Origin of the sequence: Streptomyces sp. NPDC048639 (genome assembly GCF_043199075.1) — a bacterium.
GTDB lineage: Bacteria > Actinomycetota > Actinomycetes > Streptomycetales > Streptomycetaceae > Streptomyces.
In genome coordinates this window covers 182,243-194,154 of record NZ_JBICVP010000012.1, presented here as the reverse complement: position 1 = coordinate 194,154, position 11,912 = coordinate 182,243, and the positions used below count along the sequence as shown (strand labels likewise).

8 protein-coding genes are annotated in these 11,912 nt (G+C 72.0%); 5 read left to right on the top strand and 3 right to left on the bottom strand.

What is annotated here, in order from left to right; translation table 11 throughout:
- Positions 1–27: 27 nt before the first annotated feature.
- The gene (locus ACGFNH_RS29110; RefSeq protein WP_393658750.1) at positions 28–915 is read right to left on the bottom strand and encodes a LysR family transcriptional regulator; all 888 of its coding nucleotides are present in this window, start codon (positions 913–915) and stop codon (positions 28–30) included.
- 138 nt (positions 916–1,053) lie between these two features.
- Here ACGFNH_RS29110 and ACGFNH_RS29105 point away from each other — a divergent pair, with 138 nt between their 5' ends.
- The 3 genes from ACGFNH_RS29105 (at position 1,054) to ACGFNH_RS29095 (ending at position 3,397) form a co-directional block, all read left to right on the top strand.
- Positions 1,054–1,917, top strand: a complete 864-nt coding sequence (locus tag ACGFNH_RS29105) for an aldo/keto reductase (protein ID WP_393658748.1) — start codon at positions 1,054–1,056, stop codon at positions 1,915–1,917.
- A 325-nt stretch (positions 1,918–2,242) separates the two neighbouring features.
- Positions 2,243–2,911 (top strand): chaplin, encoded by a 669-nt coding sequence (locus tag ACGFNH_RS29100; RefSeq protein WP_393658746.1) that lies wholly within the window; start codon positions 2,243–2,245, stop codon positions 2,909–2,911.
- A 60-nt stretch (positions 2,912–2,971) separates the two neighbouring features.
- Positions 2,972–3,397: a sigma factor-like helix-turn-helix DNA-binding protein gene (locus tag ACGFNH_RS29095; protein ID WP_393658744.1), complete on the top strand. Its 426-nt coding sequence runs from the start codon at positions 2,972–2,974 to the stop codon at positions 3,395–3,397.
- Here the strand turns inward: ACGFNH_RS29095 and lpdA are convergent.
- Both lpdA and ACGFNH_RS29085 read right to left on the bottom strand, forming a co-directional pair.
- Positions 3,387–4,787 carry a dihydrolipoyl dehydrogenase gene (gene lpdA / locus ACGFNH_RS29090; RefSeq protein WP_393658742.1) on the bottom strand — a complete coding sequence of 467 codons (1,401 nt, stop codon included), beginning with the start codon at positions 4,785–4,787 and terminating at the stop codon, positions 3,387–3,389. The two genes, ACGFNH_RS29095 and lpdA, sit on opposite strands and share 11 nt — an antisense overlap.
- Before the next feature lie 455 nt (positions 4,788–5,242).
- Positions 5,243–6,202, bottom strand: a complete 960-nt coding sequence (locus tag ACGFNH_RS29085; protein ID WP_393658740.1) for a hypothetical protein — start codon at positions 6,200–6,202, stop codon at positions 5,243–5,245.
- A 360-nt stretch (positions 6,203–6,562) separates the two neighbouring features.
- Here ACGFNH_RS29085 and ACGFNH_RS29080 point away from each other — a divergent pair, with 360 nt between their 5' ends.
- On the top strand, positions 6,563–9,781 hold the full coding sequence (locus ACGFNH_RS29080) for a chondroitinase family polysaccharide lyase (RefSeq protein WP_393658738.1): 3,219 nt from the start codon (positions 6,563–6,565) through the stop codon (positions 9,779–9,781).
- Between the two features lie 163 nt (positions 9,782–9,944).
- On the top strand, positions 9,945–11,831 hold the full coding sequence (locus tag ACGFNH_RS29075) for an AMP-dependent synthetase/ligase (protein ID WP_393658874.1): 1,887 nt from the start codon (positions 9,945–9,947) through the stop codon (positions 11,829–11,831).
- Positions 11,832–11,912: the final 81 nt, after the last annotated feature.

The window sequence follows — 11,912 nt, the reverse complement described above, 5'->3', positions numbered from 1 at the left end:
CCCCCGGCGGCCGGGGCGGTGCCGCCTTCACGGGCGGCCGGCGTCGAGGTAGGAGAGCAGCTCGTGCGCGGCGGGGCCGACCCGGTCCCCGTCGGGGACGGCGACCGAGACCTGCCACACCGGCTCCGGTTCACCCGTGAGCCGAACCTCTGCCAGCCCGGCCGCCTGCGGCTTGCGGGCCATGGGCCTCGGGACGACGGCGACCCCGAGCCCGTGGCCGACGAGTTCGATGAGGCTGTGGACGTCTCCGACCTCGAGCGCCACCTGACGCTCCGTACGGGCCGTGGCGAAGGCGCGGTCGGTCAACCCCCGTGCCCCCCAGTCGGGATGGAAGTCCACGAACGACTCGCCGGCCAGCTCGCCCCACGCCACCTCCTGCGCATCCGCGAGCCGGTGGCCGGGGTGGCAGAGCAGGACCATCGGTTCGTGGGTGAGCGGCATCAGGCGTACGTCCTCGGGCGGCGCGCCGCACAGTGCCACGAACGCCAGGTCGAGCCGGGCCGCGGCCACCTCGGCGACCAGCGCCGCCGAGCCCGCCTGACGCAGCCGGACCTCCACCTCGGGGTGCTCCGACCGGAACCGGGCGAGCAGCGCGGCGACGTCCACTCCGGCGATGCACTGCTCGGTGCCCACGGTCAGCGTGCCGCGCAGCAGTCCCTGGACGGCGGCCACCGCCTCCTTGGCCGCCCGTACGCTCGCCAGCGCGCGGGTGGCCTCCGTCAGCAGCGCGCGGCCGGGCCCGGTCAGCTCGACGCTGCGCGTGGTGCGCACGAAGAGCGGGGCGCCCAGCTCCCGTTCGAGTGCCCGCACGGAGGCGGAGAGTCCGGACTGGGAGACCATCAGCCGCTGCGCCGCGCGCGTGAAGTGACGCTCCTCGGCGACGGCCACGAAGTGCTCGAGTTGCCGTAGTTCCACGATTCAGCAGCCTAGTCGCTGAATGCTTTCGCATTCTTCTATTGGACAGATGGCTGTCTCCGGCGCGAGGCTGGACGCCGAAGGCAGGGGAGTCCCTCCGGCACACGAGTTCCACCAGGTACGAGAAAGGCATCCGTCATGCAGACTCGCCGTATCGGCACCGTCGAGGTCAGCGCGATCGGTCTCGGGGCGATGCCCATGTCGATCGAGGGGAGGCCCGGCGAGGAGCGCGCGATCGCCACCGTCCATGCCGCCCTCGACGCCGGCGTCACCCTGATCGACACCGCCGACGCGTACAGCCTCGGTTCCGAGGACGTGGGTCACAACGAGAGCCTGATCGCGAAGGCGCTGGCGAGCCACGAGCGCGGCTCCGAGGTGCTCGTCGCCACCAAGGGCGGCCATGTGCGACCCGGGGGCAGCGCCTGGGCCCTGGACGGAAGGCCCGAGCACCTCAAGCGGGCCTGCGAACTCTCGCTCGCGCGGCTGGGCGTCGAGGCGATCGGCCTCTACCAGTTCCACCGGCCGGACCCCGAGGTGCCGTTCGAGGAGTCCGTCGGAGCGCTCCGCGACCTCCTCGACGAGGGCAAGATCCTTCATGCGGGCGTCTCCAACGCCGACCCGGCGCAGATCGGGCTCGCGAACGACATCCTCGGCGGCCGTCTGGCGTCCGTGCAGAACCAGTTCGCGCCCGACTTCCGCTCAAGCGAGCCGGAGCTCGATCTCTGCGACCGGCTGGGCATCGCCTTCCTGCCGTGGAGGCCGCTGGGCGGCATCGCGCAGGCGTCCACGGCCGGTTCGCCCTTTGCGCCGTTCGCGGAGGTGGCCGAGGCCCATGGGGCGAGCCCGCAGCGCGTCTGCCTGGCCTGGATGCTGGCCAAGTCGCCGCAGGTGATCCCGATCCCGGGTTCGAGCCGCCCCGAGACCGCCCGGGACTCACTGGCGGCTGCCGAACTGACGCTCACCGAGGAGGAGATGGCGCGGCTCGACGCCACGGGTGGGTGAACGGGGCTTCCGCACGGGCGCATTGGCACCCCGGGGCGCCGCCCGGACGGTCCTCCGCCGCCGGATCGCTGTGTCGCTCCGTCAACTTCCGTATGCATCAGGCTATTTGGCCCGTGCACGGCCTCCGGGGCGTTCTGCCGGAGCGCGCAGCGCCGGGCGCTGCGCGGACGCCGATCTGCGGGCACGCCCCGGCGCCGGTCGCGGGGCGATAAGCCGCCCACTCGATGGAGTGAAATGCATACGAGGCATAACCCGATTGGCTCTGCGGCCGTTGTTCCCGGTGCGGGCATGTGCCCCGCGAGGATGACTGGAAGGCAGGGAACGTATGAAGCAGGTCGCCAAGAAGGGCCTGGTCACCGTCATGGCCGCGGGTGGCGTGCTGGCCGCGGCAGCGGGTTACGCGCACGCCGACGCCGGTGCCACCGGCGCCGCGGCCGGATCCCCCGGAGTGTTGTCGGGCAACACGGTCCAGCTTCCGGTCGACGTCCCGGTCAACGTCTGCGGGAACACGGTCAACGTCGTGGGCCTGCTCAACCGCGCCTCGGGCAACGTCTGCACGAACGACTCCGGCGGTCAGGACGAGGGCGGTTACGGAAAGGGCTCGCACCGTGCCCGGCCCGCGGCGGCCACCCAGGCGCAGGGGAGCGACTCCCCGGGCCTCGTCTCGGGCAACACGGTGCGCGTGCCGGTGGACGTGCCGGTCAACGTCACGGGCAACTCGGCCAATGTCGTCGGAATCGGCAACAGCGCCGTCGGCAACTCGTCCTCGAACACGCCGGGGGAGGAGCGTCCCGAAGCACCCCGTACCCCCGTGCCGCCGAAGGCGGCCACCCCGGCGCCGCCGCGGAGCGTTGCCCACTCCGGTGAGACGAACACCCATGCGGCACTGGCCCACACCGGTGCGGACGTGACGGGCCTCGCCCTGCCGGCCGCCGCCGGCCTGGTGCTGGGTGGCGCCGTGCTCTACCGCAAGGCCCGCCCGGCCCAGCGCTGAGCCGCACCCCCGAAGACCCGCCCCCGCCACCCACTCCCCCTCGGTGGCGGGGGCGGTCCCATGCCCGCAGGTTCCGCAGAGGGCGGGAGCCTGACCGCCGTCGCAGGGGCGCGTGAAGGCGACACCGAGCGCGTGAAAGTCAGCGGGAGGGCAGGCGCCCGGGTGGTGCAGTACCGCGCCCTCGCCGAGCAGCTCCGCCCACCATCGGCACCCCTGCCGCCGCGGCGCGAGGCGATGATCCCCCTCCGCTACGGGCTCCACGACGGCCGGCCGCACACGTCGGGCCAGGTCGCCGAGCACGTCGGGCCGACCCGTGAGCGGGCGCGGCAGCTCGGGAAGCAGGCGCCGGTGCAGCTCCGGGAGCCGAACGGCACAACCGCTTCTGGAGCGGTCCGGCCGGTGCGAGCGCCGGCTCGCCGTACGCGCCGGCTCGCCGTACGCGCCCGGCGTACACGGCCGGCCCAGCGCCTCCCGGTCACATATTGATCATGTGCCCCGCCAGGCCGTGGACGGCTTCCTTGACCGCCTCGCCCAGCGTCGGGTGACCGTGGATGTTCCGCGCGACCTCGTGAACCGTCAGGTCCCACTGCTGGGCCAGCGTGAGTTCCGTCAGCAGCTCGGTGACCTCGGGACCGATGAGGTGGGCGCCCAGCAGTTCCCCGTAGCGGGCATCGCTGATGATCTTGACGAATCCGGCGGTGTCGCCGAGGCCGTGGGACTTGCCGTTGGCGCTGAACGGGAACTTCGCCGTCTTCACGTCGAAGCCCTGTTCCCGCGCCTGCGCCTCCGTCCAGCCGAAGCTCGCGATCTGCGGCTGGCAGTACGTGGCCCGCGGGATCATCACATAGTCCAGCTCCATGGTCTCGGCATCGCCGATGGTCTCGGCCGCGACGATCCCCATCGCCTCCGCCGCGTGCGCGAGCATGAGCTTCGCCGTCACATCGCCGATGGCGAAGATGTGGGGGACGTTCGTGCGGCACCGGGCGTCGACGTCGATGGCGCCGCGGTCGGTCAGGCGGACGCCCGTGTTCTCCAGGCCGTAGCCGGTGACCCGCGGCTGGAAGCCGATAGCCTGCATCACCTTGTCGGTCTCGAGCGTCTGCCGCTGCCCGCCCGTGGTCACGATGACATGGACCTTCTCACCCGAGTCGTCGATCGCCTCGACACGTGTGGACGGCAGGACATCGATGCCCAGCTTGCGGTAGCGGCGGGCCAGCTCGGCCGAGACCTCCTCGTCCTCCAGGGGCACGATGCGGTCGAGGAACTCCACGAGGGTGACCTGCACGCCGTAGTTGTGCAGGACGTAGGCGAACTCGACACCGATCGCGCCGGCACCGGCGATCACGATGGACTGCGGCAGCTCCTCGCTGAGGATCTGCTCCTCGTACGTGACCACCCGGCTGCTCAGTGACGTGCCGGGCAGGAGCTTGGTCGTCGCGCCGGTGGAGATGATGCCGTGCCCGAAGGACACGGTCTCCGTGCTGCCGTCGGCCACCGTGACCTGGAGGGTGTGGTCGTCGATGAAGCTGCCGATGCCCTCGTACTTGGTGATGCCGTTCTTCTTCATCAGGTAGTGCACGCCTTTGACGCGCCCGTCCGCCACCTTCCGGCTGCGGTTGAAGGCCTCGCGGTAGTCGAAGCTCACGCGGCCCTCGACCCGGATGCCGAACGTCTTCGCCTCCTGGGTGAAGATGTGCGCCAGTTCGGCGTTGCGCAGCAGGGCCTTGGAAGGGATGCAGCCCACGTTGAGGCAGACCCCGCCCCAGTACCGCGCCTCGACGATCGCCGTGCTGAGGCCGAGCTGGGCGGCTCGGACCGCGGCGACATACCCTCCCGGGCCTGCGCCCAGGACCACGACGTCAAAGTGTGCGCTCATGCACGGAAGCCTAGGCCGCGGTGTCCTGCGGCGCAGCGCGTCACGGGCCCCCTGGCCGGAACGGTACGGGCCCCCTCGCCGGAACGGTTACGGGAGGGGGCCGGGGCGCTCCAGGAGTGGTGCAGGGGCCCTCGCGAAGGGCGGCGGAGCCTGCCGCCGTACGGTCCTCGGGGCCGGGCCTGGACGTCGGGCGGCCGCAGTGCTGTCATGGAAAGTGGCGTGGGCGTCGAGAGTGATGATCCGGCACGGAGAAGCGGGGACGTGTACCGCGCACCGTGCAATGAGGGTCCGCAAGAAGCGGGCGGCTCCGGCGCCCCGTCCACGTCGGCCGGTCGCGTGCGGCGCATGGTTGCGGCCGGTGACTTCTCCTGTACGCATGAGGCAGGCTGTACGCGTGAGGCAGGCAGCCGGTGTTTCCGCGCCGTCCTGCCCTTCGCCAGCGCCCTGTTCTTCGATCAGCGCCGCGTTCTGCCACCCCGGCCACGCGGTTCCTCCGCCTCCAGCCGGTCGACGTCGGCGGCCGCGTCCTCGGCACGCTTGCGGTCCCGCTCGGCCGCCTCGCGCGCCCGCCGTGCCGGGACGCGCGCGTTCCGCTCACCCCGCCGTGCCTCGGTCAGCTCGGCCCGCGCCTCCTTGAGCTCGGACTCCAGCTCCCGTACGCGCTCCTCGGCCCGGCGTCGCCGCGCCTCGGCGTCGGCGAGTTCGTCCTGCGAGTCAGCCGACTTCTGCTCGCTGTCGCGGGCGCTGTGCTCCAGCTCCACCTCGAGGTCGAGGGCGGCCGCCAGCGCCTCGCGCCGTTCGCGCTCGGCGCGCTCCTGCTCCTCCGCCCGCTCGGCCAGGTGGGTCACCGAGGCCGTACGCCCCGGGGCCGTCGATGAACCCCGTCCCGCGCGCCCGCCGGTACCGGAGCGCGGCTCACGCGGACGGAGCCGGTGCACCGTCGCGCTGACCGGCGGGCCGAAACCGGCAGTCGGTGTCAGGGCCTTGGTCATCCGTCCCGTGGCCAGTTCGTCGGCCGCGTCGGCGTCCGCGAGCGCGGCTTGCACGGTGGCCTCCACTTCGCGCAGCACGCTCTCACTCACCGGACGTCCGGCATCGGTGGCCAGGCGTTGGGTCTGCTGGGAGAGGGCGGTCACCAGCTGGCGCTGCCGGCCGGAGAGCTCACGCAGCTGACTTCCGTCCAGGTCCTGGTGGGCGCGGCGGAGCTGTTCGCCGAGGCCGAGGAGCGCGGCGATCTGGTCGCGATCGCTGCGGACCAGCAGATTCACGGCCCAGGCAGCCAGGGTGGGCCGCCGCAGCCCGCGGATCTTTGCAGCGTCTCCGCGGGGTGCGGCTTTGGCCGCCTCGTCGCGCGCCGCGATGAACTGCTCGGGCGGCAGCGCGTACAACCGGTCGGCGACCTCTTCCCAACCCATGCGTTCAGGTTCGCACCATTCGCCGTGCGGCGACGGATCGAGGGGGCCGGCCGCGGAGGGAGCTGGGCCGGTTGGCGGACGGCCCGAGGCGCGGGGCTGACGGTCGGCCGGGTGCGGTACGTGCCGGCAGCGGCGGCGGCGGACCCGCCCGGCTCGCCGTCACCCCGAGTCCCTCTTCCCGGCGGCGCCACCCAAGGGCCGGCTCTCCCCGTACCGCCACCGAATGGCCGACCTCCCGGCGCGGGACACCGCCGACCGTCGTACCGCCCGGGATGGTTGACGCTGAGGGAGACTCACCACACAATCCTCGTCAGCTCAGAGGCACGTCAGTGAAGGCAAGTGACCCGAGGAGAAGGCATCTTGTCGGACGACGCCCCGCAAACACACCGCCGTACGGTCCTCAAGGCCGCCGCCGTCAGCGCGGCCGGCACGCTCGCCCTCCCCTCCGCACCCGCAGGCGCCCGTACCCCGGACCGCCCCGCGGAAGCGGCTCATCCCGGAGCAACGACCGCCACCGCCGACGTCGGTCTCGAACAACGGGCGCTGGAGCTGCGGCCGCCCGCCTTCCTGCTCGAGACCGCCGTTCCGCCGCACATGACCGCCGAACACGGTTCGCGGCTGACCATCAGCGACCGGGCTTCGGTGTGCGGCGGCCATGCCCTGCGCTGGGACCACACGGCCCGCTCCCGCATCGTGGTAGGCGCCGGACTGGAGTACGCGCCCGACCCGTACCGTCCCCTGGACGATCAGGCGTGGCAGGGCACGGTGGACACCTTCTCGGTGTGGATCTTCAACGAGAAGGCCGTCGACGACACCGTCCGCTTCGAGTTCGGCAGGGGCGAACGCACCGACGCCTGGTTCGACTTCCACCTCGGCTTCACCGGCTGGCGCACCGCGTGGGTGCGGTACGGCTACGACATGCACGGTCGGCCGCACCCCGGCATGGACACCGTCCGCATCATCGCCCCGCGCCGCTCCGGCACGCTGTACCTCGACCAGCTCCTGCTCAACGTCGCGGTACGGCCCGACGGCCCCACGCGCGACGCCCAGGTCCCCGAAGTCTGCCGCGAGGGCGATGAGTGGGACGCCCAGCACTGGCAGGCGCTGTACCTCTTCGACCGGCTCCTGACGAAGCGTCCGCCCGTCGTCCGCGAGCCCACCTCGCACGAACGGGCCTCCCTGCACACCCTTCTGACGCGCTATCACGACGATTACCTGGCCGCGCCCGTGACGGTCGATGACGCGTACGTGGCAGCGCTGACCGCCCAGGTCGCCGAACTCGGCGTGCCGGAGCGGACCACCGCCGGCACCGGCCGCCCCGTCCACGCCTACCAGGCCCAGACGTACCCGCCCGAGATCGCCGCCGACCTCAAGTCCTTTGTCGACGCGGCAACACTGCGCAGCGTCACCGATCTGATGCAGAAGATCGCCCAGGCTCACGACGCCGCGGACACCGGGCGGCGCCCCGCGCTCGCCGAGCTCTATCTGCGGATCGTCGCCCACCTCCGCGACCAGGGCTGGACGCACGGCAGCTGCCAGGGCACCATCCACCACCTCGGCTACGACGTACGCGGGTACTACGACTCCGTCCACCTGATGCGCGACGTCCTGCGCGAGGCCGGTCTCCTGGACGCGGTCCGCGCCGATGTGACCTGGCTGTCCGGGCTCGGCCGGATCGTCCGCGGCTGGGACCACCGCATGGCGTACGGCAGCATCATGGACATCCTCGGCACCACCTTCCGCGGCCTGCTCGCCGCCGTCCTGCTGCGCGACACCGAGGCGGAGCAGGTGGCGTATCTGCACGCCCTGCGCACCTGGCTCGATGCGGCCCTGCTGCCCGTGCCCGGCATCCAGGACGGTCTCAAGCCGGACGGCTGCACCTTCCACCACGTCGGGTTCTACCCGGACTACGCGCGCGACGGATTCAGCGGACTGGCGCCAATGGTGTACGTGATGAGCGGCGGTGCGTTCCGGATCTCCGGGCGGGCCCACGGATCGCTGAAGCGGGCCCTGCTCACCATGCGGTTGTACGCCAACAAGTTCCACTGGCCGATCTCCCTCACCGGCCGACACCCGCGCGGCACCACGGCGCTGTCGGTGACCCCGTACGAGTGGCTGGCCTTCGCCGGAACACCCGGCGGGACGAGCGACCACGACCCCGAACTCGGCGCCGCCTTCCTGCGGTTGCTCCCGGCCGCACCCACCGACCGGCAGAAGCGGCTGGCCGAGCGGCTCGCCGCCCGCGGTGTCACCGCCGAGGCGGACCCCAACGGCGCCTGGGCCCTCAACTACGCGGCTCTCGCCGTCCACCGGCGGGAGAATTGGCAGGTCACCGTCCGGGGGCACAACCGCTACCTGTGGAGCACGGAGGTCTACGACGGCGCCAACTGGTACGGCCGCTACAACACGTACGGCCAGATCCAGGTCCTGCACCGCGGCGATCCCGTCAACAACGCCGACAGCGGGTACAGCCAGGCCGGATGGGACTGGAACCGGCGCCCCGGCACCACCACCCTCCGCAAGCCGCTGCCGGAGCTGCGCGCCGATCTGACCGGGACCATCGAGGAAATGCTGCTCACCGAGGAGCGGTTCGCCGGGGCGCACACCATCGACGGGCGCCACGGCATGTTCGCTATGCGGCTGCGCGAACACCCCAAGTACGACGGCTCGCACCGCGCCCGCATCTCGGTCTTCCTCTTCGACGACCGGGTCGTGGCCCTCGGCACGGGCATCCGCAACGAGGACCGCACGAACGAGACCGAGACCACCCTCTTCCAGACCTCGCTCGCCGACACCGCGGACCCGACGTACGTGGGCGGCCCGGAGCCCGTCACCGCCTTCCCGTACGAACGGCCCGACATCCACCTCGACCGGGCGACCTGGCTGCTGGACGACAAGGGTCTCGGCTACTACCTGCCGCCCGGCCAGCGCATCGGCGTCCGGCGCGCCACCCAGACCTCGCGCGACCAGGCGACCGACGCCGCCACCAGCGGCGACTTCGCCACCGCCTGGATCCGGCACGGCATCGCGCCGGCCGGCGGCCGCTACGAGTACGCGATGCTGGTGGGTGCGACACCGGAGCGCATGGCCGCGTTCGCCCGGGACATGGCCGATCCGGCGCGGGCCGCGTACACCGTCCTGCGGGCCGACACCACCGCCCACATCGTCACCGACCGCGCCACCGGCATCACGGGCTACGCCGCCTTCGAGCCCACCGCGCGGCTGGCCGAGGGGACCGTACGCGGCGTGGACACCCCGTCGATGCTGCTCACCCGCCGCGACGGTGAGGCGCTGGTCCTCGCCGTCTGCGATCCCGACCTGCGGCTCCACGACGGCATCGACAGCGACCAGTACGAACACGGCGTCTACGTCGGCCACTTCAGCCCGTGGTCCCGCCCCTGGCTCACCAGACCGAGCAGGCCCCACGCCCTGCGCGTGACGCTCCGGGGCCACTGGCGCCCCGCCGCGGACAGCGAGCCGTGCCGGGTCCGTCACGAGAACGGCGGGACGGTCGTGGCGTTCGAGACGGTCGACGGGCGCCCTGTCCAGGCGCGACTGGTGCGGGCGTCGTCCGCCTGACGTGCGACCGGGAACACCCGGCGCGACCGGGCGGACCCCGACCCGGCGCGCGCCGCCCCTTTCACCCCCCTAGGCAGCACCAGGACCGACCGGTATGGTGCGCTGCCTGCCGGGTGCAATTGCGGCAGGGCAGAACATGCTGTTCGTTGAGGGGGACGTCGTCGTGCGGGACTTCAGCCTTCCACCCCTGGTGGAGATCCCGCGATCGGGTGGGCTGGCCAACTCCGTGTACGAGACGGCCGAGCGCACCCCCGGCCTGCCCGCCCTCGCGCGCCGCGGCGGGCCGGACGGAGCCGAGAGGACCCCGGACGGAGCCGAGTGGACCCCCGTCTCCGCCGCGGAGTTCCGCGACGAGGTGATGGCGGTCGCCAAGGGACTGCTCGCCAACGGCATCGCCTTCGGCGAACGGATCGCCGTGATGTCCCGGACCCGCTACGAGTGGACCCTGTTCAGCTACGCGGCGTGGTCCATCGGCGCCCAGGTCGTACCCGTCTACCCGACGTCCTCCGCGGAGCAGGTCCGCTGGATCCTGGCCGACGCGGAGGCGGCGGCCATCGTGGTCGAGCACGAGGACCATGCGATGAGCGTGGGCGCGGCGTGCGGAGGGCTTCCGCTGCGCCGGATGTGGCAGCTCGACGACGGCTGCGTGGAGCGGCTGACCGAGGAAGGGCGGGACGTACCGGACGCGCTGGTCCACCGTCACCGCCACGCCGTGGGGCCCGAGTCGACGGCCACCATCACCTACACCTCGGGCACCACGGGACGCCCCAAGGGCTGCGTGATCACCCACGCCAACCTCATGGCCGAGTGCGACACCCTGTTCGCCGGGTGGAGCGTCATCCTGGCCGAGCGGGGCGAACAGCCGTCCCTGCTCGCCTTTCTGCCGCTTTCGCACATCTACGGCCTGATGGTGCAGGTCTTCTGCATCCGCAACGGCGTCACCCTCGGCCACCAGCCCGACCTCGCGCCGTCCGAACTGCTCCCGGCCTTCGCCTCGTTCCGCCCGACCTTCGTCTTCGCCGTCCCCTACATCTTCGAGAAGATCTACAGCCGGGCGCGGCAGGTCGCCCAGGAAAGCGGAAGGGGCGACCTCTTCGACCGGGCGACGGATGTCGCGGTGCGCTACGCGGAGGCGATCGAACGCCGGCACATGAAGACCGGGCCCGGTCCCGGCCCGATGCTCCGGGCCGCGCACGCCGTCTTCGACCGCATGGTCTTCACCAGACTGCGGGCGGTGCTGGGCGGCCGCGTACGCTACGCCGTCTCCGGCGGGTCCTCCCTGCGCCGCGAACTCGGCCTGCTCTTCGCGGGCGCCGGGATCACCGTCTACGAGGGCTACGGGCTCACCGAGACCACCGGGGCCGTCACCGGCCAGCCGGTGGGGCGCGTCCGGTTCGGGACGGTGGGCCGCCCACTTCCGGGGTGCGCCGTGCACATCTCCGAGGAAGGGGACGTGTGGGTGCGCGGCGGCGTGGTCTTCTCGCGCTACCACAACGATCCCGAGGCCACCGAGGCGGTGCTGCGGGACGGCTGGTTCGCCACCGGCGACGTCGGCCACCTGGACGATGCCGGTTACCTCGTCATCACCGGCCGCAAGAAGGACATCATCATCACCAGCGGCGGCAAGAGCACATCCCCGTACGTGCTGGAGGAGCGCATCCGTGCGCACTCCATGGTGTCGCAGTGCCTGGTCGTCGGCGACGACCGGCCGTACATCGCCGCGCTCATCACCCTCGACCCGGACGCACTGCACCACTGGCTCCGGATCAACGGCAAGGCGGAGGAGGGCGGGGGACACGCAAGGGGCCGGTCCGACGGCCCGTCACATCCCGTACCGGACCCGGCGGATCAGGATCTGCACAACGAGATCCAGCGTGCGGTGACGGCGGCGAACAGCGCGGTGTCCCGGGCCGAGTCGATCCGGGCGTTCCGGATCCTGCCCCGCGAATTCACCGCGGCGGGCGGAATGATGACGCCCTCCCTGAAGCTGCGGCGCAGCGCGATCGTGCAGGCGTACGCGGAGGACATCGAGGAGCTCTACACGGTCTGAGCCCCGGGCGGGGCCTGAAGTCCCCAGGGTCGGACACGGTTTGAGGCAATCGCGGTCCGGCACCCGTATCTGCTGGTGAGA